At 69.1% G+C, this 23,340-nt stretch carries 25 protein-coding genes; 7 read left to right on the plus strand and 18 right to left on the minus strand.

The genetic code is table 11. The annotated features are described in order from the left end of the window. The first annotated feature begins 178 nt into the window (after positions 1-178). Positions 179-1,714 carry a hypothetical protein gene (locus NS3_RS05035; protein ID WP_067854199.1) on the plus strand — a complete coding sequence of 512 codons (1,536 nt, stop codon included), beginning with the start codon at positions 179-181 and terminating at the stop codon, positions 1,712-1,714. Positions 1,715-1,726: 12 nt separating this feature from the next. Here the strand turns inward: NS3_RS05035 and NS3_RS05040 are convergent, their stop codons facing one another. Further along, entirely contained in the window at positions 1,727-2,188 is a 462-nt protein-coding gene (locus NS3_RS05040; protein ID WP_067854202.1) for a DUF1707 SHOCT-like domain-containing protein, read from the minus strand. Between the two features lie 183 nt (positions 2,189-2,371). On the opposite strand from NS3_RS05040, the gene NS3_RS05045 reads away from it, so the two are divergent. Both NS3_RS05045 and NS3_RS05050 read left to right on the plus strand, forming a co-directional pair. Continuing rightward, the gene (locus NS3_RS05045; RefSeq protein WP_067854205.1) at positions 2,372-3,457 is read left to right on the plus strand and encodes an S-(hydroxymethyl)mycothiol dehydrogenase; all 1,086 of its coding nucleotides are present in this window, start codon (positions 2,372-2,374) and stop codon (positions 3,455-3,457) included. Next, positions 3,454-4,080: an MBL fold metallo-hydrolase gene (locus NS3_RS05050; RefSeq protein WP_084495050.1), complete on the plus strand. Its 627-nt coding sequence runs from the start codon at positions 3,454-3,456 to the stop codon at positions 4,078-4,080. The genes NS3_RS05045 and NS3_RS05050 overlap by 4 nt, the downstream gene beginning before the upstream one ends. A gap of 82 nt (positions 4,081-4,162) precedes the next feature. Here NS3_RS05050 and NS3_RS05055 read toward each other — a convergent pair whose 3' ends face one another. The 6 genes from NS3_RS05055 to NS3_RS05080 all read right to left on the minus strand — a co-directional run bounded on the left by NS3_RS05055 (position 4,163) and on the right by NS3_RS05080 (position 7,733). Further along, positions 4,163-4,612 carry a DUF350 domain-containing protein gene (locus tag NS3_RS05055; protein WP_067854208.1) on the minus strand — a complete coding sequence of 150 codons (450 nt, stop codon included), beginning with the start codon at positions 4,610-4,612 and terminating at the stop codon, positions 4,163-4,165. Between the two features lie 60 nt (positions 4,613-4,672). Then, positions 4,673-5,839 carry a glutathionylspermidine synthase family protein gene (locus NS3_RS05060; protein ID WP_067854211.1) on the minus strand — a complete coding sequence of 389 codons (1,167 nt, stop codon included), beginning with the start codon at positions 5,837-5,839 and terminating at the stop codon, positions 4,673-4,675. Next, positions 5,839-6,390 carry a hypothetical protein gene (locus NS3_RS05065; RefSeq protein ID WP_218018193.1) on the minus strand — a complete coding sequence of 184 codons (552 nt, stop codon included), beginning with the start codon at positions 6,388-6,390 and terminating at the stop codon, positions 5,839-5,841. The genes NS3_RS05060 and NS3_RS05065 overlap by 1 nt, the downstream gene beginning before the upstream one ends. Before the next feature lie 145 nt (positions 6,391-6,535). Then, positions 6,536-6,802, minus strand: coding sequence for an acylphosphatase (locus NS3_RS05070; RefSeq protein WP_373865281.1), 267 nt, complete (start codon positions 6,800-6,802; stop codon positions 6,536-6,538). A gap of 107 nt (positions 6,803-6,909) precedes the next feature. Then, the gene (locus NS3_RS05075) at positions 6,910-7,368 is read right to left on the minus strand and encodes an OsmC family protein (protein WP_067854217.1); all 459 of its coding nucleotides are present in this window, start codon (positions 7,366-7,368) and stop codon (positions 6,910-6,912) included. Between the two features lie 167 nt (positions 7,369-7,535). Beyond that, positions 7,536-7,733, minus strand: coding sequence for a hypothetical protein (locus NS3_RS05080; RefSeq protein WP_067854220.1), 198 nt, complete (start codon positions 7,731-7,733; stop codon positions 7,536-7,538). A 512-nt stretch (positions 7,734-8,245) separates the two neighbouring features. Here NS3_RS05080 and NS3_RS05085 point away from each other — a divergent pair. From NS3_RS05085 to NS3_RS05095, 3 genes are all read left to right on the plus strand, one after another. Beyond that, entirely contained in the window at positions 8,246-9,379 is a 1,134-nt protein-coding gene (locus NS3_RS05085) for a glycosyltransferase family 4 protein (RefSeq protein WP_067854230.1), read from the plus strand. Continuing rightward, positions 9,376-11,511: an amylo-alpha-1,6-glucosidase gene (locus NS3_RS05090; protein WP_373865278.1), complete on the plus strand. Its 2,136-nt coding sequence runs from the start codon at positions 9,376-9,378 to the stop codon at positions 11,509-11,511. Before NS3_RS05085 ends, NS3_RS05090 begins: the two co-directional genes overlap by 4 nt. A gap of 73 nt (positions 11,512-11,584) precedes the next feature. Beyond that, positions 11,585-11,782, plus strand: a complete 198-nt coding sequence (locus NS3_RS05095; RefSeq protein WP_067854618.1) for a hypothetical protein — start codon at positions 11,585-11,587, stop codon at positions 11,780-11,782. A gap of 136 nt (positions 11,783-11,918) precedes the next feature. Here the strand turns inward: NS3_RS05095 and NS3_RS05100 are convergent, their stop codons facing one another. The 7 genes from NS3_RS05100 to NS3_RS05125 form a co-directional block, all read right to left on the minus strand. Then, positions 11,919-12,983 carry a PHP domain-containing protein gene (locus tag NS3_RS05100; protein WP_067854236.1) on the minus strand — a complete coding sequence of 355 codons (1,065 nt, stop codon included), beginning with the start codon at positions 12,981-12,983 and terminating at the stop codon, positions 11,919-11,921. Further along, positions 12,984-13,565 (minus strand): dihydrofolate reductase family protein, encoded by a 582-nt coding sequence (locus NS3_RS05105; RefSeq protein WP_067854239.1) that lies wholly within the window; start codon positions 13,563-13,565, stop codon positions 12,984-12,986. 159 nt (positions 13,566-13,724) lie between these two features. Next, the gene (gene mutM, locus NS3_RS05110; protein WP_067854242.1) at positions 13,725-14,615 is read right to left on the minus strand and encodes a bifunctional DNA-formamidopyrimidine glycosylase/DNA-(apurinic or apyrimidinic site) lyase; all 891 of its coding nucleotides are present in this window, start codon (positions 14,613-14,615) and stop codon (positions 13,725-13,727) included. Position 14,616: 1 nt separating this feature from the next. After that, positions 14,617-15,339, minus strand: coding sequence for a ribonuclease III (gene rnc, locus NS3_RS05115; RefSeq protein ID WP_067854245.1), 723 nt, complete (start codon positions 15,337-15,339; stop codon positions 14,617-14,619). Between the two features lie 23 nt (positions 15,340-15,362). Continuing rightward, complete coding sequence (rpmF, locus tag NS3_RS28280; RefSeq protein WP_084495052.1) at positions 15,363-15,545, minus strand: 50S ribosomal protein L32; 183 nt, start codon at positions 15,543-15,545, stop codon at positions 15,363-15,365. Between the two features lie 64 nt (positions 15,546-15,609). Further along, positions 15,610-16,233 (minus strand): YceD family protein, encoded by a 624-nt coding sequence (locus tag NS3_RS05120; protein ID WP_067854621.1) that lies wholly within the window; start codon positions 16,231-16,233, stop codon positions 15,610-15,612. Positions 16,234-16,332: 99 nt separating this feature from the next. Further along, entirely contained in the window at positions 16,333-17,079 is a 747-nt protein-coding gene (locus tag NS3_RS05125; RefSeq protein WP_067854247.1) for a DivIVA domain-containing protein, read from the minus strand. A 230-nt stretch (positions 17,080-17,309) separates the two neighbouring features. Here NS3_RS05125 and NS3_RS05130 point away from each other — a divergent pair, with 230 nt between their 5' ends. After that, on the plus strand, positions 17,310-17,852 hold the full coding sequence (locus NS3_RS05130; protein WP_067854624.1) for a GtrA family protein: 543 nt from the start codon (positions 17,310-17,312) through the stop codon (positions 17,850-17,852). 45 nt (positions 17,853-17,897) lie between these two features. Here NS3_RS05130 and coaD read toward each other — a convergent pair whose 3' ends face one another. From coaD to NS3_RS05150, 4 genes are all read right to left on the minus strand, one after another. Further along, positions 17,898-18,383, minus strand: a complete 486-nt coding sequence (gene coaD, locus NS3_RS05135) for a pantetheine-phosphate adenylyltransferase (protein ID WP_067854258.1) — start codon at positions 18,381-18,383, stop codon at positions 17,898-17,900. A gap of 74 nt (positions 18,384-18,457) precedes the next feature. After that, complete coding sequence (gene rsmD, locus NS3_RS05140) at positions 18,458-19,015, minus strand: 16S rRNA (guanine(966)-N(2))-methyltransferase RsmD (RefSeq protein WP_067854261.1); 558 nt, start codon at positions 19,013-19,015, stop codon at positions 18,458-18,460. Continuing rightward, a complete protein-coding gene (locus NS3_RS05145; RefSeq protein ID WP_067854264.1) occupies positions 19,015-22,416 on the minus strand; it encodes a pyruvate carboxylase in 3,402 nt (1,133 codons plus the stop codon). The genes rsmD and NS3_RS05145 overlap by 1 nt, the downstream gene beginning before the upstream one ends. Positions 22,417-22,864: 448 nt before the next feature. Further along, positions 22,865-23,245, minus strand: coding sequence for a nuclear transport factor 2 family protein (locus NS3_RS05150; RefSeq protein ID WP_067854267.1), 381 nt, complete (start codon positions 23,243-23,245; stop codon positions 22,865-22,867). Positions 23,246-23,340 lie beyond the last annotated feature (95 nt).

Below are 23,340 nucleotides of genomic sequence, written 5' to 3' on the forward strand. Positions count from 1 at the left end.
ACCCGACCCAATGCTGGACAGTTGCCCGAAAGGGTTCGCTCGATCCGTCGTGCTTCCCGCGCGAACTCTACGGTTCGTCGGCCCAGGATCACCGGTCGCGAGCACTGCCGTTTCGCCGTTCGTACGCATACGATCCACGGGTTCAGGCGGTACTTCTTGGTTCGGGAGCGTTGGGCGAATGCGGGCACCATCGATCGGCACGGCCCTGCGGCTCGGCCGGATCACCGCACTCGTCGTGGCCTGTCTGTTGTTCCTGCACGCCTGCGATCGCACCCGGCGCCTGCTGCCCACCGACGTATGGCTGGAACTGGTCGCAGCCGCGCTGCTGGCCACGGGCGCGATGATCGCCGCGTGGTTCGAGATCGTCCGGGCCGAGCGGATCGAGGAGGCCGAGGAACTCGAGGCCAACCATCCCCCCGCCCCGCGCGCAGACGACCTGCTCTACGACACCAGCACTCACGCGATCCGCGCCAGGATCGCCCGATCCGGCAATCTCGTCATCCACGGCCGCGAATACGGCGGCCCCCGCCCCGGCCACGAATGGTCCTGGACCTTCCGCACCGATACCTTCCCCGCCGTCCGCACCGCCCTCGGCGGCGGTGGTGACGACGACAGCGATGGCAGCGATGTTCTGGAGCTGCTGGAAGAGGTGGTCCCCCGGCTCGACGCGGACAGCCGCGCGGACCCGGGCGCCTGGCTGCGCGCGCACGGCATCGCGGGCACCTACCGCGAGAAGGGCGACCATCCCAGTCGCACCACCCACAAACTCCCGATCCTGCGCCCCGGCCCGCGCCGCGCCACCGACGCACGCACACGCGCGTCGCGTGAGGAATCCGCCGCAGGTCCATCCGTTTCCGAACCCACCCGGCGCGGCTCCCGCCGACCCGCATCGCCGACAGACGCCGCGTCCGCCCGCGGTGCGCGCCCGGCCGCCTCCGAATTCCGCGACGCCCGTTCCGGACCGAACCGCCGGGTCGACGCCGACCGCGCCTCGTCGTCGCGCCGACGCTCCGACGTGCAGGGCCCCGACTCCGCGCCGATCCGCACAGGCAACCGCACCCCGAAGCCCCGGCCGGGCTCGCACTCCGGCCCCCTGCCCACGGCGAGACCCCCCGATTCCGGCCCACTACCCTCCTCCGCGCGGCATCCGTATGCCTTCCAGGACAGCGCCGAGCAGCATTCCGGACCGATCGCGCGAGCCGCGAAACGCAGAGCGGCCGGATCTCGCGACATCGCCGACCACGCCGCGCGCCCCGACCCGCCCCGTCGCAGTCGGCCACGAGCGACAGCCGACGATCTCCCCGAGACCACGATCCACGGCAGCAGGCGGGCATCCGCGGCCGAGTCGCCCACGCCGGGACTGTTCAGCGCCCGCACCGGAATCGACCCCGCCGATACGCCGCGCACCCAGACGTCCCGGAGCCGCGCACGCCCCACCCGATCGGGCCCTTCGCCCGCAGCCGACGTACCGCCGACGCGACTGCCTCCGTCACCGGGCGATGCCGCGTCCTCGGGGTACACCACCTCTCGGGGGTACGACAGACCGTATGGCGCCGAGAGCCGATACGACCGCCCGGCGCACCACGATCCCGGCTCCAGCGGCCGGGACCACGACGGTCCGGATCACAGCAGCACGGAGTACAACGGCCGGGCCTACGAACAGGCGGACCCGATGCCGGGACAACCACGCCGACGCGGTCACCGCTACCGCTGACAGTCGGTCACATCACCGGGCAGACGCCTGGCCGCGCGCGATGTACGCTCCCCGCCCGCACCCGCGCCCGGATTCGAAGCCGGTGACGATGCGGAAGGCCAGCACCGCACCCCACGGACCGATGACCCACACCGGCCACGGGTAGGTGAATTCACCCGCGCCGAGCGAGATCGCCGCCCAGATTCCGAGCACGAGCAGGCTGACACCGGCCCAGGTACGCAGTTCGACGCGCTGCCAGAGCGGCAGACGAGAGCGGTCGCCGATCGGCTTGCGCCGACCGGCGTCCTCGGCCGGGCGCGGCAGGTCGGAGAGCACGAGGTCGAGATCGTCGCGGGTGGTGGTGGCGTAGACGCGCGCGACCCTGGCGTCGTACTCGGCGAGATCGAGCCGGCCATCGGCCAGGTGCCGGGCCAGCAGCTGCACGACTTCGTCGCGTTCGGCGTCGGAGGCGCGGGGGGAGGGCGAGATTTCCATGTCCGATTCCTCTGATCGATACTCCATTGTGGAATGTCTACTCCCAGCCTGCATCTTCCATAGTGGAATGTCAAGAGAGATAGAAGTACAGACAGGTGTCCAGTTCTACTGGCAATGCCCGCCCGCGCCGGGCAATATGGGCACCGTGCCGACGACGGCACGCCGAACCACGAGGAGGCATGCGTGTCCGAAACCGTGCGCGGGGTGATCGCCCGAGCCAAGGGAGAACCGGTCGAACTGGTCGACGTGGTGATTCCCGACCCGGGGCCGCACGACGTGGTGGTCCGCATCCAGGCCTGCGGTGTGTGCCATACCGACCTGCACTATCGCGAGGGCGGCATCAACGACGAGTTCCCCTTCCTGCTCGGACACGAGGCCGCGGGCGTGGTGGAGACCGTCGGCGCGGCGGTGACCCATGTCGAGCCGGGCGACGTGGTGGTGCTGAACTGGCGAGCGGTCTGCGGCGAGTGCCGCGCCTGTAAGCGCGGACGCCCGTGGTACTGCTTCGCCAGCCACAACGCGAGCAAGAAGATGACCCTGACCGACGGCACCGAGCTGAGCCCGGCGCTGGGCATCGGCGCGTTCGCCGACAAGACCCTCGTGCACGAACGTCAGTGCACCAAGGTCGATCCCGAGGCCGACCCGGCCGTCGCCGGGCTCCTGGGCTGCGGCGTGATGGCCGGTCTCGGCTCCGCGCTCAACACCGGCGGCGTGACCCGCGGGGACACCGTCGCGGTGATCGGCTGCGGCGGCGTGGGCGACGCGGCCATCGCGGGCGCGAACCTGGTCGGCGCGCGCACCATCATCGCCGTCGACCGCGACCAGCGGAAACTGGAGTGGGCCAAGGGCTTCGGCGCCACCCATACCGTCGACGCGAGCAGCGAGGACACCGTCGAGCGCATCAAGGAACTCACCGGCGGCTTCGGCGCCGATGTGGTGATCGACGCGGTCGGCAGGCCCGAGACCTGGAAACAAGCCTTCTACGCGCGCGACCTGGCGGGCACCGTGGTGCTGGTCGGCGTGCCCACCCCGGACATGACCCTCGACATGCCGCTGATCGATCTGTTCTCGCACGGCGGCGCGCTGAAGTCGTCCTGGTACGGCGACTGCCTGCCCGAACGCGATTTCCCGCTCTACATCGACCTGTACCGCCAGGGCAGGCTGCCGTTGCACAAGTTCGTCTCCGAGCGCATCGGCGTCGACGAGGTGGAACAGGCCTTCGCCAAGATGCACGCCGGCGACGTGCTGCGCTCGGTGGTGGTCTGGTGAGCGCGCGCATCGACCGCGTCGTCACCTCCGGCACCTTCTGCCTGGACGGAGGCACCTGGGATGTCGACAACAACGTCTGGCTGATCGGCGACGACAGCGAGGTACTCGTCGTCGACGCCGCGCACGACGCCGACGCCATCGCCGACGCGGTGGGCAACCGCCGGGTGGTCGCGGTGCTGTGCACGCACGGGCACAACGACCATGTCACCGTGGCGCCGGAACTGGCGGACCGCTTCGACGCGCCCATCCTGTTGCACCCCGGCGACGAGCCGCTGTGGCGGATGACCCACCCGAACGTCGGTTACCGCTCGTTGGAGGGCACCGACCGGCTGACAGTGGCCGGGCTGGACATCGACATCCTGCACACGCCGGGGCACTCCCCCGGCTCGGTGTCGCTGTCGGTGCCGCAACTGCACGCCCTGTTCACCGGCGACACCCTGTTCGCGGGCGGGCCCGGCGCAACGGGCCGGTCCTTCTCCGATTTCGACACCATCATCGATTCGATCAGGGACCGGCTGCTGACCCTGCCCGAGGAGACCGTGGTGTACACCGGCCACGGCGAGGGCACCACGATCGGCGCCGAGAAGCCGTCCCTCGCGGACTGGGTCGCCCGCGGGCACTGACCCCGGCGACAAAACAGGTACACGGCCCGGCCGGTCCGATCCGGCCGGGCCACGCGAACCGGTCGGAGCCGGCCGGTGCCGGTCAGAGGATCGCGACGGCGACCACGAGACCGAGCGCGAAGTGCGCGGCAGCGACCACGAGCACCTCGGTGGTGCGGACGTCGGAGTGCAACGCCGCGCCGATGTCGATGCCGAACACCCGCTCGAGCACCCGCACCGAGATGACCTGCGCGACGATGCCCACCAAGCCGAAGACCAGAGCGGCGATCAGTCCTTCGGACAGCTTGCCCGCCGAGGCGTAGATGGCCAGCACCACGATGAAGGCCATGCTGACCAGGCCCGCGGCCGTGACGATGATCGCGTTGGGCTTGCCCTCGGCGACGAGCCCACGCAGGTGGCCGGGGGTGGTCAGGTCGATGGCGTAGAAGCCGACGAGCATCAGCACCAATCCGACGACGGCGTAGAGGAGGATGGCGCCCACGCCCTCGCCGAGCGCGCTCCAGTACCCCGATTCGAGGGCGACTGCGGTCATCGTGAACCTTTCCGGAAAATGTGGCGTACGAAGTGGATCAGAGTCGGCCGGTGCGCAGGACTAGCCGGTCGGGATTCGGTGCGGGACGAAGGCGGCGCCGTCGTCGGTGATCAGGCCCGCCGTCTCGCGGATGCCGAGCCCGGCCGAGCCGTCGCCGACCATCCAGGCGCCGAGCACCGGGCGCATGCCGTCGAATTCGGGCAGCGGGTCGAGCAGTTGGTAGACGTAGCCCTCGGCGCCGTAGACGCCGCCGGTGGCGGTTTCCATGCCCGCCCCGACGATGGTCATGTTCGCGCCCTCGCGCCCGAGCTTGGGTTTGCGGATGTACTCGGTGAGTTCGTGCGGATCATCGAGGTAGGTGGGCAACAGGTTCGGGTGCCCCGGATACATCTCCCACAGCACCGCGAGGATCGCCTTGTTGCTCAGCAACGCCTTCCACAGCGGTTCGATCCAGCCGGTGGCGGGCAGGCTCGCGACCACCCGTTTGCCGAATTCGTCGTCGAGCACCCATTCCCACGGGTAGAGCTTGAAGATCGATGCGATCGGCGCTTCGGCGAGATCGACGAAGCGCTCGAGTTCGATGTCCCAGCCGATCTCCTCGATGGGCAGCGCGATGGTGTCGAACCCGGCTTCTGCGGCGGTCTCCTGCATGTAGGCGGTGGTGACGTTGTCCTCACCGGAGGCATCGGCGCTCGACCAGGCGAAGTGCAACTGCGGGTCGGTGGCCTGCTTGCGCAGGTCGCCCCAGCGCTCGACCAACTTCTCGTGCAGGGAGTTCCACTGATCGTCGCCCGGATGGGTATCGGTCAGCCAATGCCACTGCACGATCGCGGCTTCCAGCAGCGAGGTCGGAGTATCGGCGTTGTACTCCAGCAGTTTGGCCGGCCGCCGGGCGTCGTAACGCAGGTCGAAGCGGCCGTAGACATAGGCGTCACCGCGCCGCCACGACTCGGCGATCGGCCCCCAACTCCACTCGGGCAGGCCGAAATCGGCGAACCTTTCGGTGAGCACGACGTGTTCGACGGCATTGAGGCACATCGAGTGCAGCAACTCGACATCGGCTTCCAGCGCGAGGATCTCGTCCATGTCGAACTCGTAGTGCACCGATTCGTCCCAGTAGGGTCGCGGCGCGCCGTCGGCGTACCGGCCCGGCGCACCGTAGACCAGGCCTTGTTCCTCGATGACGCGTTGCCAGCCGGGACGGGGGGTGCCCCGCGTCCGTCGCATCAGGAACCACCGCCGGTGCTCTTGCTGCCCAGACCACCACGCTGAATCGTGGTGCCGGACTTGGTGGTGATGTCGGCGCCCTTCGGCTTGATCGTGGTACCGCCGGCCGGTGGTCTGCCGACGGTGTTGCTGCCGCCGTAGTAGTAGCGGTACTGCGGGCCGCCGCCCAGGATGATCAACGCGCCGGAGCCGCCGTTGTCGTCGACGAACCCGCTCTGCCCCGGAGTGCAGTACCGATCCTCGACCACGACTTCCTCGCCGTTCTCGGTCTTCACGCAATAGGCGGTCACATCGGGTGCGCTGAGCGCACGGTAGGCGAGGTAACCGCCGCCGACGAGGCCGGCCACGCCGACGATGGCCACGCCGCCGATCAGCACCCGGTTGCGGGTGCGGCGCTTGGCTTCCGCCGCCGTGGCCTGGGCCCGCGCCCGTTCCGCGGCCTCCCTACGGGCCTTGTCCCTGGCACGGGCCTCGGCAACCGTCGGCGGTCGCGGGCGGGTGACGCCCGGCTCCTGCCTGTGCACACTGCCGGCGAACGGCGGCTGGGGCATGCCGGGCGGATTCTCCTCCGGCACATTGAGTTGCGGCTGTCCGCCGCTCGGCTGCTGTGTGCCCTCCGGGCCGGAATCCTGTGGAGTCCCGTCCCCCTGCCCCGGCGTATTCACCGCCGGCTCCCCGACGGCATCGCACTCTCCACTAGCGCTCCTCGAATCCGGTGACATCCCCCCGCGGGGTCTCCCAGCTTTCCACAACGAGGTCGACCCGGCCAGGCGTTGTGCCCGAACGCAGGAGTGCGAGCAACCGATCGCAGTTCGCCCGCGACCCTTCGGCAACCACATGGACCCGACCGTCGGCGGAATTGCGCGCGTACCCGTTCAATCCGAGCTCGAGAGCACGTGAACGGGTCCACCAGCGAAACCCGACCCCCTGCACCTGGCCGTGCACCCAGGCGCTCAGACGCATCCGGGTGCCCGCGTCCTCGCGTTCACTCATGCCCGACAGCATGCCGGGCACGGGATACGGACGGAGCAGCGGGTCGCTCACCCGCGGGTCACCTCACGCGGTGGGGCTCACAGCGTGTCGACGTCGAACGACAGCGTCACCTTGCTGCCCGCTTTCAAGGTGCGCCCGACGGTGCAGACCTTGTCGATCGCCCGCTGCACGGTCACCAGCAGGCGCTCACGCTCCTGCTCGTCGAGTTCGCTCAGATCCAGTTCGAAGATCTCGTCGAGCTGCGGGTACACCTCGTTCTCCCGGTCGGCGTCGCCGGAGACCCGGATGGTGGCGTCGAAGTTGTCGCCGAGTTTGCGGGAGAGGGGGAAGTCGGCGCTGAGGCCGGAGCAGGCGGCCAGAGCGACTTTGAGCAGTTCACCCGGGGTGAATGCGCCGGGTACGCCCTGCGAGGCGATCTTCACCTCCGCGCCGCGGGAACTGCGGCCGGTGTAGGCCCTGGTGCCGGTACGTTCGACCCAGAGCGTGGTCGGCGCGTCGGTCACGGTGGTAGCAGCGGTCGCGGTCGGTTCAGCCATAACGTGAATCCTGCCATTCGGGTCACGGCCGCCCGTGTCGAGATCGGCCCACACCCGGCAACAGCGGACGCACCGGCCGGCATTCCGGCGAGCGGCCGACGCCATACCCGCACGCCGCGTTACTGCGAGTGCGGTGCCGCACACAGGGCGGCACCGCACCGACGGACCTAGTGGCGGCGCTGAGAGCCGGCGCCACGAGCGCGGCCGTGCGCGCGCGGGTCGATGTGCTCGACGACCGCGGCAGTCGCGGTGTCGGGGCTGCTGAAGACCGGGCGCGGCACGGAGGTGACGGGCGCGGTCTGGTACTGCTCCTGTGTCGTCTGTGTCGTCGGATGACTGAACGACGGAAGGTCATCATGCGTCATGGGGACGCTCCTGTCCCGGCGAGACGGCGGCCGGATCGCAATTCGGAGGCGGCACGGCCACGTCGGCGGTGCGCTCGGAAATCCCCCGAATACCACCACCCTACGCGGTCACCGTCCGATTCGCCCGCATCACGGCACAAAGACGACTCGCGCGCCCCTCGCGACACGGCCGGTGACGACCGGGCGGCCGATATGCCAGCAGCCTTTCAGCTATCGCTTGGATAACAAACAGATAACGACACGCCTGGCGGGACGGTTGAGTCGTGCGCCACGCGGTACCACGGCGTCGGCCCCCTCTGCTCAGTGACATGCGTCACGACAAGCCTCGAGTGACGGAGACGGACCACATTTCGGCGCCCGGCACTCGGAAGTTGCCGGGTGAAGCGAGTGCCAACGGTTGTGTCCCTGAAAGGAGGGTCATGAGCGCAGTGTTCTCGGAGCCGGTAGCGGCCCCACGTGCCGCCACGGACCTTGTGTCGATCGATCACCCTGGTAGCAAATTCCACATTGCCATGGTTGTTCCCCCCTATTTCGACGTTCCCCCCAAGGCCTACGGCGGTGTCGAGGCCGTCGTCGCCGATCTCGTCGACGCTCTGGTCGATCGCGGCCATCGGGTCACCCTGATCGGCGCGGGCGAGCCCGGCACCAAGGGCGATCTGGTCACCGTCTGGGATCGGATCCTGCCCGAACGCCTCGGCGAGCCGTTCCCCGAAGTCGTGCACGCGCTGAAGGTGCGCCGGGCGATCGAACGCCTGATCGCCACCGAGGGCGTGGATCTCGTGCACGATCACACCTTCGCCGGCCCGCTCAACGCGCCGGTCTACCGTGCGCTCGGGCTGCCGACCGTGATCACCGTGCACGGACCGGTCGAAGACGACTCCTACTGCTACTACCGCGAACTCGGCAACGACGTGGCACTGGTCGCGATCAGCGATCGGCAGCGCGCGCTGGCGCCGGAATTGCCGTGGGTCGGCCGGGTACACAACGCGCTGCGGGTCAGCGAGTGGCCGTACCGGACCGACAAAGAGGACTACGCACTGTTCCTCGGCCGCTTCAACGAGTGCAAGGCGCCGCATCTGGCGCTGGAGGCGGCGCACGCGGCGGGCATCCCGCTGGTACTGGCCGGCAAGTGCAGCGAACCGCCGGAGCAGGCCTATTTCGAGGAGTACGTGCGCCCGTTGCTCACCGACCGCGATCATGTATTCGGCCTCGCCGACGCGGCCGCCAAGCGTAAACTTCTCTCCGGCGCACGATGCCTGCTGTTCCCGATCCGCTGGGAGGAGCCCTTCGGGATGGTCATGATCGAATCGATGGTCTGTGGAACCCCGGTGGTAGCGCTGCGCGGCGGTGCCGTCTCCGAAGTCCTGGTCGACGGCGTCACCGGGCGCATCTGCGACGACCCCGCCGAACTGCCCGGCGCGATCGAGGAAGTCCGCTCGATCGATCCGGCGGCGTGCCGGGCGCATGTCCTCGAGAATTTCGACGCCGCCGAAACCCTCGGCCGCGGCTACGAACAGGTCTACCGCAGGCTGCTGCTGTCCGAAGCACTCGCCGGTGCCGGTGATTCGGTGGCCCGCGCGTTCGGCGCCCCACAGCTGACCGCCCCGAAGCGGATACGAGCGGTCACCGCGGGCGGGCCCGCGTGAGCATGGCGGATTCCCCCGGCGGCCCCTCGCCGCTGAACTCTGGCGAGGCGGCCGGTTTCGGCGGCTCCGATTCGGTGACACTGGTGGAGGGCTCGACCTTCTGCCTGTCGAACCGGATGGGTGACGTCGAACCCGGCCGCCCGCACGGGTTGTTCTTCCGGGACGCACGCGTGGTGTCCCGCTGGGAGTTGCTCGTCGACGGCAAGCCCGCCGAGTCGTTGTCGGTGTTCAGTCCCGAAGCTTTCACGGCCCGATTCGTCCTGCGCAGGCCGCCGCAGGCGGGTCTGGCCGACAGCACACTGCTCGTGGTGCGTGAGCGCATCGTCGCCGAGGGCATGCACGAGATGCTGATCCTGGAGAACATGGGCCGTGAGCCGACCGCGGTCACGCTGGAACTGAACGTCGATGCCGATTTCGTGGATCTGTTCGCGGTGAAAGAAGGCCGCGCGGGCCATAATCGCGCCGAGGTGACCGTGGCCGACGGCGAACTGCTGCTGCAGGATCGCGTCGATCGGATGCGCGGGCTGTCGGTTTCGGCCAGCGTCGAACCGACCGTGCTGCCCGGCACGCTGACCTGGCGGGCGGTCGTCCCGGTCGGCGGCAGCTGGCAGACCGAGATCATTGCCCAGCCCACACTGGGCAATCAGCGTGTGCAGACGGCGGTCTCGCCGGGCGAGCACTACGGCGTCAGCGCGCCCGGCCGCAAGATCGAGGCGTGGCGCGACACCGCCACCGACATCGTCGCCGCCGATCCCACACTGACGCAGGTGTTGCGCCGCACCGAAAGCGATCTGGGCGCCTTGCAGATCCACGACGATTCCGGCGAGCGCAGGCCCTTCGTGGCCGCGGGCGCGCCGTGGTTCATGACCCTGTTCGGCCGCGACAGCCTGCTCACCGCGTGGATGGCGCTGCCGCTCGCGGTCGATCTGGCGTTGGGCACGCTGCAGCAGCTGGCCGAATTGCAGGGCCGCGCCGTCGATCCCCTCACCGAGGAGGAGCCGGGGCGGATCATGCACGAGATGCGCCGCGGCCCGGCAGGCGGGCAAGTGCTCGGAGGGCAGATCTACTACGGAACAGTGGACGCCACTCCGCTTTTCGTCATGCTGCTGGCCGAATGTCACCGCTGGGGCGCCGACGAGGACGCCATCCGCCGGTTGTTGCCCGCGGCCGATGCCGCCCTGGACTGGATCACCCACTACGGCGATCGTGACGGCGACGGGTTCGTCGAATACCGCCGCGCCACCGATCGGGGTCTGATCAACCAGGGCTGGAAGGACAGCTACGACGGCATCAACGATGCCGAAGGGCATCTGGCCGAAGCGCCGATCGCCCTGTGCGAGGTACAGGGTTACGTGCACGCGGCGATGCTGGCGCGCGCCGAACTGGCCGAGGCCTTCGGCGAGGTCCCGCTGGGCGGCCGGCTGCGCGAGCGGGCGGCCGAACTGCGGGTGAAGTTCGCCGAGCAGTTCTGGCTACCCGAACGCGGCTGGTACGCGGTGGCATTGGACGGCTCCAAACGCCGGGTCGACGCGCTGACCAGCAACGCCGCCCACTGTCTGTGGGCGGGAATCGCCGAGGACGACCACGTTGCCGAACTCGTGCGCCAATTGTCCGGCCCGGAGATGGACAGTGGATTCGGTCTGCGCACCCTGGCCTCGTCGATGGGCGCGTTCAATCCGATGAGCTACCACTGCGGTTCGGTGTGGCCGCACGACACCGCCATCGGGGTCGCGGGTCTGCTGCGCTACGGGCACGTGCCCGGCGCGGTGGAACTGGCCACCCGGCTGGCGACCGGACTGCTCGACGCCGCCGCGGCTTTCGACGGCAGGCTGCCGGAGTTGTTCTGCGGCTTCTCGCGTTCCCGGTTCGCCGTTCCGGTTCCCTACCCCACCTCGTGTTCGCCGCAGGCGTGGGCCAGCGCCGCACCGCTGCTGCTGGTGCGCGCGTTCCTCGGACTCGATCCCGACGTGCCCGCCCGCACCCTCACCCTCCGCCCGCGCCTGCCCGCCGAATGGGGTCGGATCTCCCTGACCGAGCTACGCCTGGGCGAGATCACCATCGATCTGGAAGCCGAAGGCGACCAGGTGATCTCCGCCCGGGTCCCGCAGGACTGGCAGTTGATCACCGAATAGCGAACACCTCGATCCAGGTTCGTACACCTCCGACCGGGCGCGCCCCGGACGATCTCCCCGAACTGGAGTCATGATGCAGACGTCACTGGACAGCCTCGACCTCTGGGGATCCGGCCACCGCGACTGCGCGGTGGTCCCCACCGATCTCACTCCCGATCTCGCCCAGTTCCTCCGCGCCGTCCACGCAGGCCACGGTCCGGAGTGCACCCAGTATCTGGCGGCCGCCGCCTACCTCGACACGCTCCGAGGCGAATCCGCGGCCCACACCTGAGGTCGACGGGCTCACCGCCTCGGCGCGCATGTGCTCGAGTCGAGCGTGCCACCGACCCCGAAAGCCACCACGGCAACGTCCGGGCCCTCTTCCGACACTCGATCCAGACCACTCCGGCGAGTCCGGCCTGGCGCGTTCAGCCCTCTGACGCGCCGGCCCAGGCGAGCAGTTCTTCCACCGGCCAGGTGTTGATCACTCGCTCGGGCGGGACGCCGGTGGCGACGGCGCGTTCGCAGCCATAGCCCTGCCAGTCCAGCTGGCCCGGCGCGTGGGCGTCGGTGTCGACCGAGAACAGGCAGCCCATCTCCACGGCCAGTGTCAACAGCCGAGTGGGCGGATCGAGGCGTTCGGGGCGGCAGTTGATCTCGATGGCGGTGCCGTACTGCCTGCACGCCTCGAAGACCATCTCGGCATCGAACTGCGATTCCGGCCTGGTGCCGCGCCCGCCGGTGACCAGCCGCCCCGTGCAGTGCCCGAGCACGTCCACGTTCGGATTCGCCACCGCGTGCACCATGCGCCGGGTCATCGCCGCCGATTCGGCACGTAGGTGCGAATGCACGCTGGCCACCACGATGTCGAGTTCGGCAAGCAGGTCGGCGCGCTGATCCAGCGTGCCGTCGTCGAGGATGTCGACCTCGATTCCGGTCAGGATGCGGAACGGAGCGAGTTGTTCGTTGAGCTCGGCGACCACGTCGAGCTGCCTGCGCAGCCGGTCGGCGGACAATCCGTTGGCCACCGTCAGACGCGGGGAATGGTCGGTGAGCGCGCAGTACTCGTGTCCCAGGGCCGCCGCGACACGCATCATCTCCTCGATCGGGCTTCCGCCGTCGGACCAGTCCGAATGGGTGTGCAGATCACCGCGCAGCAGGGCGCGCAGCGCCGTGCCGGGCGCGCCGATGGGTTGCGCGGAGCGGCGCAGGTCGGCGAGTTGGCCGGGCACCTCGCCCGCGGCCGCCTGTGCGATGACCGCGGCGGTCTTCGGGCCGACGCCGGGCAGGTCCTGCCAGGAGTTCGCGGCCGCGTGGGCGGCGAACTCGGCATCGTCCAGCCCGGCCACCACGTCGGCGGCCCGCCGGTAGGCCTTCACCCGATAGGTCTCGGCGCGCTGACGTTCGAGCCAGAACCCGATCTCGCGCAGTGTCTCCACCGGCCCCGGTATATGCGCCGGGGGCGGTGGGTCCGCTCGATCGGGCTCGGCCATCTATCGAATCCTGCTGTATTTCAGGAACGCGACGCCGTCTTCGAACACCCGGCTGGTGATCACCCGGAACTGCGCCGGCTCGGGCAGGCGCGGCCCGGAACCGAACAGCGACCGGCCCCGGCCGAGCACGATCGGATACAGCTTGAGGAAGATCTGATCGATCTCCGGCAGCAGCACCTGGGCCAGCTCACCGCCCCCGCACAGCCAGATACCCAGGCCCTTCTCGCGCTTGATCTCGCGGACCCGAGCGAGCGGGTCGGCGGAGATCAACTCGACCCCGACCCCGGGGCTCTCCGGCAGTGTGGTGGACACGACGTATTGCCGCAGGTGCTCATACGGGCTCGACGTGCCGGTCCGCACCCCGAAATCGTGCGTCTTGCGGCCCATCAGCACGGTGTCGAAGGACGCGTTGCGCTTGGTGATGCCCATCGACTCCCTGACCTTGGTGGGCAGAGTCTCGGGATACTGCGCCGTGATCGCCTGGCTGTGGTCGCCACCGACGGGGAAGAAGTCGACCGACCCTTCCTCGGTGGCGATGAACCCGTCGATCGTCGAGGCGACGAAGTAGGTGAGCTTGCGCATGGTGTCCTTCCTCCAACGGCACATATCGTCGGGCCGTTCGAGGCAACGGTATCTCGCACGGCTCGGCCCCCGCGAGACCTCGGCCGACACCGGGACCATACCCATACCGAGAGCGCCCGTGACCATTTCGACGGGGCAGGTTCGCGGGGCGGACGCAGCTCAGCGGCGACGAGGTCGGGGCTGGCAGCGGGGGCAGGAATACGACGAGCGATTCATGAACTTCTCCCGCCCGATCGGCGCACCACACCGCCTGCACGGTTCGTCCTGCCTGCCGTAGACGGCGAGGGCGCGCTCGAAGTAGCCGGACTGCCCGTTGACGTCGACATACAGCGCGTCGAACGACGTCCCGCCGGCCGCGAGGGCCTCGTCCATGACCGCGCGCACCTCGGCGAGCAGCCCGCGCAGCGCGGGGCGGGTCAGACCGGACGCGAGGCGGTTGCCGTTGATGCGGGCCCGCCACAGCGATTCGTCGGCGTAGATGTTGCCGATCCCGGAGATCACCGTCTGGTCCAGCAGAACGCGCTTGATCTCGGAGTTCTTGGCGCGGATCGCGGCGACGACGGCCTCGGCGTCGAAGAGCGGATCCAGCGGATCGCGGGCGATGTGCGCGACAGGTTCGGGAACGAGTGAGCCGTCGACCTCCAGCAGCGGAGCCAGCGCCCAGCCGCCGAAGGTGCGCTGATCGACGAACCGTAGTTCGGAGCCGTCGTCGAGCGCCGCGCGGATGTGCGCGTGCTTCTCCACGGGCGCGCCCGCGGGCTGGATGAGCATCTGACCGCTCATGCCCAGGTGCACGACCAGAGCGGCGTCCAGGGCGGGGGAACCGGCGGCGGACGGATCCGGCTCGTCGAAGGTGAGCCACAGATATTTGCCGCGACGGCAGGCGGCGTGCACCCGGCGACCGGTGATCCGGACGGTCAGATCGGCCGCGCCCAGGATGTGCCTGCGCACCGACCGCGGATGGGTGACGACGACCGAATCGACGACGTGACCGACCACGTGCTCGGCCAGTCCACGCCGGACCACCTCGACCTCGGGAAGTTCGGGCACGTCAGGATTCGGCGGTCAGCGCCTGGTAGGCAGCGCCCGCGGCCTTCTGCTCGGCTTCCTTCTTGGAACGCCCGACACCCGTGCCGTAGGACTGGCCGCCGACCACCGTCGTCGCGGTGAACTCCTTGTCGTGATCGGGGCCAGTCGAGGTGATCTCGTAGGCGGGCACGCCGAGGCCGCGCTCGGCGGTCAGCTCCTGCAGGCTCGTCTTCCAGTCGAGCCCGGCGCCCATACGGGGACCGCGCTCGAGCAGTTCGGCGAACAGGCGCAGCACCACGCCACGCGCCACCTCGATACCGTGCTGCAGATGCACGGCCCCGAGCAGCGATTCCATACCGTCGGCGAGAATGCTCGGCTTGTCGCGGCCGCCGGTGAGCTCCTCGCCCTTGCCGAGCAGCAGATGCACACCGAGGCCGCCCGCGCCGAGCCCGCGCGCCACTTCCGCGAGCGCGTGCATGTTGACCACGCTCGCGCGCAGCTTCGCCAACTCGCCCTCGGACTTGTCCGGGTGCTCGTGGTAGAGCCGCTCGGTGATGCTGAGACCCAGCACCGAGTCGCCGAGAAACTCCAGGCGTTCGTTGGTGGGCAGGCCGCCGTTCTCGTAGGCGTACGACCGATGTGTCAGCGCCAAGCGCAGCAGATCCGGTCGTACGTCGACACCTAGCGCCTCGAGTAGACTCCCATGATCACCGGACGAGCCGGCTTCGTCCTTGCTGGCCGTCACGTTCGATTACGGTGATCGAGCCGTCAGACGGCGGAAGTGACCTGGCGGCCCTTGTAGGTGCCGCAGGACGGGCACGCGATGTGCGGCAGGGTCTTCTCACCGCAGGCCCGGTTCGGGCAGGTGATCAGAGTAGGCGCGACAGCCTTCCACTGGCTGCGCCGCGACCTGGTGTTGGAACGGGACATCCGGCGCTTGGGAACGGCCACGACTACTTCTCCTCTTTGTCCTGTAACTTGCTCTGCCGGTGAACGGCTGACTTGGGGTCTTGCGTTATCGGTCCGACTCGGCGTCCGCGTCGGGACCGCCGTTGCCGGGCGATTCGGGGGCGAAATTCGCCAGCCCGGCCCAGCGAGGGTCAAGTATCTCATGCCGATGATCAGATCCCGCAATCGCCATCGCCACCCCGCATTCCGGGCACAGCCCGGCGCAGTCCGGCGAGCACAGCGGCTGCAACGGCAACTCGAGCCCGATGGTGTCGACGATCAGCGGTTCCAGATCGATGAGATCGTCGATCATCCGATAGACCTCGTCGTCCTCGGTGGTCTGCTCGGTGGCGCTGTCCGGGTAGGCGAACAGCTCGGTGACCGGCAGGCTCACCTCGTCGGTGAACGATTCGAGGCAGCGCGAGCACTGCCCCTCGGTCGGCGCGGTCACCGTGCCGGTGACGAGCACCCCTTCGGACACCGCCTGCAACTGCAGATCCAGCTCGACCTCGGCGCCCACCGGAATGGCCACCAGGTCGAGCCCGATGCGCCCCTCGGTGGTGACCGTGCGCCGCAACTCCCGCATGGTGCCGGGGCGACGGCCCAGGCTGCGGACGTCCAGCACGAAACCCGCGTCGACGTGGTGCGAAGACACCCGATGACGCGAGGTGGAACCGGAACCGGCGGACATCACGAACTCACTCACATTCCGAAGGGGATGGGCAACCACCCCACAGTACGCCGATGGGCCCCGCGCGCCAAAACCGCGCGGGCCGCATCACACCCCGCCTCAGCGGCGGTATTCGGCGGCGTAGTCGGGGGCGCCCGCACCGCTGCGCAACTGGTGCCTGCCGCGTCCGACGGTGCGCAGCGTGCTGTTCAGCGTCTCCTCCAAGCCTGCCAGCGTGGAGTCGACGTAGTGGTCGCATTCGTCGCGCATCCGGTCGGCCTCGGCCTGGGCGGAGTCGATCAACCGCGCGGATTCGGCGTGCGCGGCGCGCACCACCTCGGTCTGCGCGACCAACCTGGCCTGTTCGGCCTGGCCGTCGGCGACCGAGCGCTCGTAGGACGCCTTGCCGGATTCGATCATCCGCTCCGAGTCCACCCTGGCCCGTCCGGTGACCGCTTCGTACTCGGCCTTGGCCTCGGCGACGGTGCGTTCGGCCTCGGCCTGGGCGGTGGCGACGAGATGATCGGCGTGCGCGCTCGCCTCGGCGACCATCCGGTCGGCGTGCGCCTTGGCATCGGCGAGGATGCGGTCGGCTTCGGCGCGCGCGCTGCCGACGGTCTCCCTGGCCTGCTCGTCGGCCGTGGTGACCGCGGTCTCGGCGGTCGCCCGCGCGTCGTTGACGATCTTGTCCCGGTGGTCGAGCACATCCTGGGCGTCGTCGAGCTCGCCGGGCAGCGCGTCACGCACATCGTCGAGCAGGTCGAGCACATCGCCGCGCGGGACGATGCAGTTGCGGGTCGGCGGAATACCGCGCGCCTCCTCGACGATGGCCACCAGCTCGTCGAGCGCCTCGAATACCCGATACATGCTCACCAACCTCGTTCTCGTACCAACCACGGACAGCTCGCCCACAGGCCAGTGTGCCCGTCGTCACCGGTTCTGCCGAGTCGATTCCCGGTGTGTCGGGCCCGATGTCTCGTAGACCACAAGCAATACCCGAAATCAAGTGGAGCTTGAACCTCCACTTCATGTACATTCCTTGACAGAGGACCGCCGGAGTCAGCCGGTCCCGCGAGCAACGTTCGATCGGAATGACCATGACCGCTCTGGAACCACTGCGCTCGGCAGCAATTCCTGCCTGCATGTACACGCCGTGGGCGCCGTGGGCCGTGCCGTGTCCGGCGGGCGTCCCGTCGCCCGCGGTCCAGGAGAATCCCGCGGCTTCCCGATGGAAGCGGGTCGTCCATTTCCTGCGCGGCGATCGGGCGCTGCCGCAGCTGGGACGCTTCGCCCTCGTCGGCGGCGCCAGCAACATCGCCTACGTGCTGTTGTTCGCGGCCATGTACGGCATGGGCTCGATCACCGCCAACATCGCCGGTTCCGCGGTGAGCACCGTGCTCGCCAACGAACTGCATCGCAGGCTCACCTTCCGGGCCGCCGACCGGGTGCACTGGTTCACCGCGCAATGGGAAGCAGGCGGGCTCGCCGTGCTCGGCCTGGTGATCACCACCGCCGCGCTGGCGGCCATCGAGGTGTTCACCCCCGGTCTCGGCGGTGGGGCGCAAGCGGCGGCCGTCCTGGCGATCACCGCCGCCGTCGGCGGGATGCGCTTCCTCGCGCTACGCGGTTTCGTCTTCTGAGCCTCGGGCTCGGCGGTCGGTCACCGAGCCCACGCGTTCGGTAGCTCAGCCCCGGCGTTCGGCGATGCGGTCGAGCAGACGCTTGTGCACGACCGGGGGCAGCATGTCGGAGACATCGCCGCCGTAGAGGGCGACCTCCTTGACCAGCGAGCTGGACAGGAAACTGAACACCGGATTGGTGGCGATGAAGAAGGTGTCCACCCCGGACAGCTTCTTGTTCATCTGCGCCATCTGGAGTTCGTAGCCGAAGTCGGTGGCATCGCGCAGACCCTTGACGATGGCGGTGATGCCCTGTTCACGGGCGAAGTCGACAAGCAGCCCGCGCCAGGAGGCGACCCGGACGTTGGGCAGGTGCGCGGTGGTCTCGCGCAGCAGTTCCATCCGCTCCTCGACCCCGAACATGCCCTTCTTGTTCGGGTTCACCATGACGGTGACGACGAGCTCGTCGAATTGCTCGGCCGCGCGGGCGAATACGTCGAGGTGTCCGTTGGTCACCGGATCGAACGATCCGGGGCACAGTGCTCCAGCCATGCGCCCGACGCTATCAGGCGGGCACCGGCGACCCGCCGGTCCCGGGCCCTGCCGCCCCGCACCCGTCGATCCGCCTACGGCTCGAATTCGGCCGACTCCAGACGCGTCTCGCCGTACCGTCGCGAGGCGAGGGGGACGAACCCCTCGGGCCACGCGATCTCGGGACTGCGAGCCGAGCGTTCCACCACGACCAGCGCGCCCTCGGCCAGCCAGCCGCCTGCGGCCAGCTCGGCGACCTCGGCGGTGAGGGTGTCGGTGCTCAGGTCGTAGGGCGGGTCGGCGAACACCAGGTCGAAGGCGCCCGCACCGCCCTGGGCCAGCACAGCGCTCACCGCGCCGACCCGCAATTGCGCGCCCGCGAGCCCGAGTTCGGCGATATTGGCCCGCACCACCTGCGCCGCCTTGCGGTCGGATTCGACCAGCAGCGCGTAGGCGGCGCCGCGTGAGAGCGCCTCGAGGGCGAGCGCACCGGAGCCCGCGTAGAGGTCGAGCACCCGCACGCCGGCGAAGTCCATCCGCGCGTCCAGCGAACTGAACAGCGCCTCGCGCACCCGGTCGGAGGTGGGCCGGGTGCCCGCGGGCGGCACCCGGAACCGGCGGCCGCCCGCGACGCCCGCGACGATCCGCGGCATCAGGCCGAGGACTCGCGCAACTGGAGTTCGACCAGGAGGTCACCGCCTTCGACCTGCTGTACTTTCGTGGTCGCGATTCGGGCCACCACACCCGCCCGCGGCGCGGTGATGGCGGCTTCCATCTTCATCGCCTCGATCGTGGCGATCGTGTCACCCGCGGTGACGGTGTCGCCTTCGGCCACGGCCAGGGTCACCACACCGGCGAACGGCGCGGCGATATGGGCGGGGTTGGTCTTGTCGGCCTTCTCCGCCACCGGCACCTCGCTGGCCACCGAGCGGTCGCGCACCGCGATCGGGCGCAGCTGGCCGTTGAGAATGCACATGACAGTGCGCATGCCCTTCTCGTCGGGTTCGGAGATCGCCTCGAGCCCGATGAGCAACGTCACGCCCTTCTCCAGCTGCACCTTGTGTTCCTCGCCGCGGCGCAGGCCGTAGAAGAACTGGTTCGCCGACAGCCCCATGGTGTCGCCGTACCTGTCGCGGTGGGCCAGGAACTCGGCGGTCGGGCCGGGGAACAGCAGTCGGTTCAGCGTGGCGCGGCGCTGCGCCGAGTCGCCGGACAACGCGGCCTCGTCCGCGGCCGAGAGCGGAGTCTCCGGCTTGGCGGGGCCGCGCCCTTCCAGCGCTCGCGAGCGCAGCGGTTCGGGCCAGCCGCCCGCCGGGGTGCCCAGTTCGCCACGCAGGAAGCCGATCACCGAATCCGGGATGTCGTAGCGGCTGGGGTCGGCGGCGAAGTCGTCGGCGTCCACCCCGGTGCCGACCAGCGCCAGCGCCAGATCGCCGACCACCTTGGACGAGGGAGTCACCTTCACCAGCCTGCCCAGCATCCGGTCGGCGGCCGCGTACTGGGCCTCGACCTCCTCGAACCGGTCCCCCAGCCCGAGCGCGATGGCCTGCTGACGCAGGTTCGACAACTGGCCGCCGGGGATCTCGTGGGTGTACACGCGGCCGGTCGGCGCGGGCAGGCCCGATTCGAACGGGGCATACACCTTGCGCAGCGCTTCCCAATACGGTTCCAGGTCACACACCTTCGACAGGTTCAGACCGGTGTCGAATTCGGTGTGCGCGGCCGCGGCCACGATCGCCGACAGCGCGGGCTGACTGGTCGTGCCCGCCATCGCCGCGCTCGCGCCGTCGACCGCGTCCGCGCCGGCCTGCCAGGCCGCCAGATAGGTGGCCAGCTGACCACCCGGGGTGTCGTGGGTGTGCACGTGCACCGGCAGATCGAAGTTGCTGCGCAGCGCGGTCACCAGCTTCGCCGCCGCGGGCGCGCGCAGCAGACCGGCCATGTCCTTGATCGCCAGCACGTGCGCACCGGCGTCGACGATCTGCTCGGCCAGCTTCAGGTAGTAGTCCAGCGTGTAGAGGTCCTCGGCCGGGTTCATCAGATCGCCGGTGTAGGACAACGCGACCTCGGCGATCGCGGTCCCGGTCTCGCAGACCGCGTCGATGGCCGGACGCATCTGATCGACATTGTTGAGCGCGTCGAAGATGCGGAAGATGTCGATCCCGGTGGCGGTCGCCTCCGAGACGAACGCGCGGGTCACCTTTTCCGGATAGGGCGTGTACCCGACCGTGTTGCGTCCGCGCAGCAACATCTGCAGGCAGATATTCGGAATCGCCTCGCGCAGCGCGGCCAGCCGCTCCCACGGATCTTCGTAGAGGAACCGCAGACCGACGTCGTAGGTGGCTCCACCCCAGCATTCCACCGACAACAACTCCGGGGTCAGCCGCGCCACATGCCCGGCCACGCCCAGCAGGCCGTTGGTGCGCACTCGCGTGGCCAGCAGCGACTGATGCGCATCACGGAAAGTCGTATCGGTGACCCCGACAGCCTTCTGCTCACGCAACGCCCGCGCGAATCCCTCCGGACCCAGCCTCAGCAGCCGCTGCCGCGAACCATCCGGCGGCGGCACGCTCAGATCGATGGCGGGCAGTTTGTCGTGCGGATAGACCTGTGTCGGGCGCTCGCCGTGCGGCTTGTTGACCGTCACGTCGGCGAGGTACTCGAGGATCTTGGTGCCGCGGTCGGCCGACTGGCGCAAGGTCAGCAGCTGCGGGCGCTCGTCGATGAACGAGGTGGTGACCCGGCCCGCCTTGAAGTCCGCGTCGTCGAGCACGGCGAGCAGGAACGGGATATTGGTGGTGACGCCGCGAATGCGGAACTCCGCCAGCGCGCGCCGGGCCCGCGTCGCGGCACTGGTCAGATCCCGCCCGCGACAGGTCAGCTTGACCAGCATGGAATCGAAGTGGGCGCCGATCTCCGCGCCGAGATTCGCACCGCCGTCCAGCCGGATACCCGCCCCACCCGGGGTCCGATAGGCCGAGATGCGGCCGGTGTCGGGACGGAAGCCGTTGGCCGGGTCCTCGGTGGTGATCCGGCACTGCAGGGCCGCGCCACGGATCGTCACCTTCTCCTGGCTGAGACCCAGATCCGCCAGCGACTCCCCCGCCGCGATCCGCAACTGCGACTGCACCAGATCCACATCGGTGATCTCCTCGGTCACCGTGTGCTCGACCTGGATGCGCGGATTCATCTCGATGAACACATGATTGCCGCGCTCGTCGAGCAGGAACTCCACCGTGCCCGCGTTGCAGTAACCGATCTGCCGCGCGAACGCCACCGCGTCCGCGCAGATCCGCTCACGCAACGCCGGATCCAGATTCGGCGCGGGCGCCAGCTCGATCACCTTCTGATGCCGCCGCTGCACCGAGCAATCCCGCTCGAACAGATGCATCACATTGCCCTGACCGTCGGCCAGGATCTGCACCTCGATATGCCGCGGATTCACCACCGCCTGCTCGAGGAACACCGTCGGATCACCGAACGCCGATTCCGCCTCCCGCGAGGCCGCCTCGATCGACTCCCGCAGTTGCGCCGGCTCGGCCACCCGCCGCATCCCACGCCCGCCACCACCGGCGACCGCCTTCACGAAGACCGGGAATTCCAGCTCCCGCGACGCCTCGAGCAACCACTCCACATCCGAGGAGGGCTCGCTGGACTTCAGCACCGGCAACCCGGCCGCCCTCGCCGCCTCGATCGCCCGCGCCTTGTTGCCTGCCAGTTCCAGCACCTGGGCGGAGGGACCGACGAAGGTGATGCCTTCGCGCGCGCAGGCCGCCGCCAGTTCCGGGTTCTCCGAGAGGAACCCGTAGCCGGGGTAGATCGCGTCGGCGCCTGCCGACTTGGCCGCGTCGATGATGGCCTCGATCGACAGGTAGGCACGGACCGGGTGGCCGGTCTCGCCGATCTGGTAGGCCTCGGCCGCCTTCAGCCGATGTACCGAGTTGCGATCCTCGTACGGGAAGACCGCGACCGTCCCGATGCCGAGCTCATAAGCCGCACGGAACGCACGGATAGCGATCTCGCCGCGATTGGCGACCAAGACTTTCGAGAACATTGGCCTACGGTACCCGCCGCCACCCCGGTGCCCGACAGGGAAGTCCCGGTTCGCCATATTCTTCACAACTATGGCTGGCAACGTTGCGAAGACTTGTTCACCGGCCCGTCACATACCCCGGTGGCGTCATTCCTCCTCCACAGGTTTGCGAACCTGATGCCAGCGCGGAGAGGTGTAGCTTTCACACGCTTCGCCCGCAGGCAGTACCGGGCGCGACCGATGTCTCGGCCTCGACCGGGCGCCGCTTCCATGACCGGTCCCCTGCCGCCACGTCAGCCTGCACTTCGGATCCTCCACGCGCTACCACTCCTCACAGCTCCACAAGCCGGATCGTGCACCCGCTTGTACTACTTCGACGTACAGGTGCGCGGTTCGGTTCCCGAGCGGCGGCTGCAATCTGCGTGAGCGCGAATCCGCGTGACGCGCGAATCCCCCTGGGCGCGGGATCTCAGTCGCCGGCGGCGAAAGCCCGGGTGACCGCGGTCATGTCGAAGTAGTCGCGCCACGCGGTGACGAGACCGTCGTTCACCTCGAACACGCCCATCACCGGCAACGCGGTGTTGCGCCCGTCCTTGCCACGCATGGTGTCGGTGCGCTCGTTCATCACCAGCCCACCGGCGACGACCTGGTGGTGGATCTCGAAGTCGATGGCCTCGAAGGCGGTCAGGAAGCCTGCCACGAACTCCCTGATGGCGGCGCGGCCGACCACCGGTTCCATCGGGATGTTGTGATAGACGGCGTCCTCGGCGAAATAGGCGGCGATCTCGTCGGGATCGGGCGTGGACCAGCTGCGGCACAGCGCACGCACGATGTCGTCGGAATCGGTCATGCCCTCGGCTCGCTTTCTCGCGGCGGTGGCGCGCGGCGCCCTCGGCTGCGATTCAAGCAAACAACCCCCCGTCCCGGCCGGTGTTCGCCCGGATT

The organism is Nocardia shimofusensis NBRC 100134 (assembly GCF_001613125.1).
In the GTDB taxonomy this organism is placed as follows: Bacteria; Actinomycetota; Actinomycetes; order Mycobacteriales; family Mycobacteriaceae; genus Nocardia; species Nocardia shimofusensis.

What these genes read in the sequence shown, in the direction of transcription:
- NS3_RS05070 (WP_373865281.1), bottom strand. Translation starts at nt 6,802, where the DNA reads ATGCGTCTGAGCGCCTGGGTGCACGGCCAGGTGCAGGGGGTCGGGTTT.
- NS3_RS05085 (WP_067854230.1), top strand. Translation starts at nt 8,246, where the DNA reads ATGGTTGTTCCCCCCTATTTCGACGTTCCCCCCAAGGCCTACGGCGGT.
- NS3_RS05040 (WP_067854202.1), bottom strand. Translation starts at nt 2,188, where the DNA reads ATGGAAATCTCGCCCTCCCCCCGCGCCTCCGACGCCGAACGCGACGAA.
- NS3_RS05145 (WP_067854264.1), bottom strand. Translation starts at nt 22,416, where the DNA reads ATGTTCTCGAAAGTCTTGGTCGCCAATCGCGGCGAGATCGCTATCCGT.
- NS3_RS05120 (WP_067854621.1), bottom strand. Translation starts at nt 16,233, where the DNA reads ATGTCCGCCGGTTCCGGTTCCACCTCGCGTCATCGGGTGTCTTCGCAC.
- NS3_RS05075 (WP_067854217.1), bottom strand. Translation starts at nt 7,368, where the DNA reads ATGGCTGAACCGACCGCGACCGCTGCTACCACCGTGACCGACGCGCCG.
- NS3_RS05095 (WP_067854618.1), top strand. Translation starts at nt 11,585, where the DNA reads ATGCAGACGTCACTGGACAGCCTCGACCTCTGGGGATCCGGCCACCGC.
- NS3_RS05055 (WP_067854208.1), bottom strand. Translation starts at nt 4,612, where the DNA reads ATGACCGCAGTCGCCCTCGAATCGGGGTACTGGAGCGCGCTCGGCGAG.
- NS3_RS05060 (WP_067854211.1), bottom strand. Translation starts at nt 5,839, where the DNA reads ATGCGACGGACGCGGGGCACCCCCCGTCCCGGCTGGCAACGCGTCATC.
- NS3_RS05150 (WP_067854267.1), bottom strand. Translation starts at nt 23,245, where the DNA reads ATGACCGATTCCGACGACATCGTGCGTGCGCTGTGCCGCAGCTGGTCC.
- rsmD (WP_067854261.1), bottom strand. Translation starts at nt 19,015, where the DNA reads ATGCCGCGGATCGTCGCGGGCGTCGCGGGCGGCCGCCGGTTCCGGGTG.
- NS3_RS05100 (WP_067854236.1), bottom strand. Translation starts at nt 12,983, where the DNA reads ATGGCCGAGCCCGATCGAGCGGACCCACCGCCCCCGGCGCATATACCG.
- NS3_RS05035 (WP_067854199.1), top strand. Translation starts at nt 179, where the DNA reads ATGCGGGCACCATCGATCGGCACGGCCCTGCGGCTCGGCCGGATCACC.
- coaD (WP_067854258.1), bottom strand. Translation starts at nt 18,383, where the DNA reads ATGGCTGGAGCACTGTGCCCCGGATCGTTCGATCCGGTGACCAACGGA.
- NS3_RS05130 (WP_067854624.1), top strand. Translation starts at nt 17,310, where the DNA reads ATGACCGCTCTGGAACCACTGCGCTCGGCAGCAATTCCTGCCTGCATG.
- NS3_RS05080 (WP_067854220.1), bottom strand. Translation starts at nt 7,733, where the DNA reads ATGACGCATGATGACCTTCCGTCGTTCAGTCATCCGACGACACAGACG.
- NS3_RS05105 (WP_067854239.1), bottom strand. Translation starts at nt 13,565, where the DNA reads ATGCGCAAGCTCACCTACTTCGTCGCCTCGACGATCGACGGGTTCATC.
- NS3_RS05125 (WP_067854247.1), bottom strand. Translation starts at nt 17,079, where the DNA reads ATGTATCGGGTATTCGAGGCGCTCGACGAGCTGGTGGCCATCGTCGAG.
- NS3_RS05065 (WP_218018193.1), bottom strand. Translation starts at nt 6,390, where the DNA reads ATGCCCCAGCCGCCGTTCGCCGGCAGTGTGCACAGGCAGGAGCCGGGC.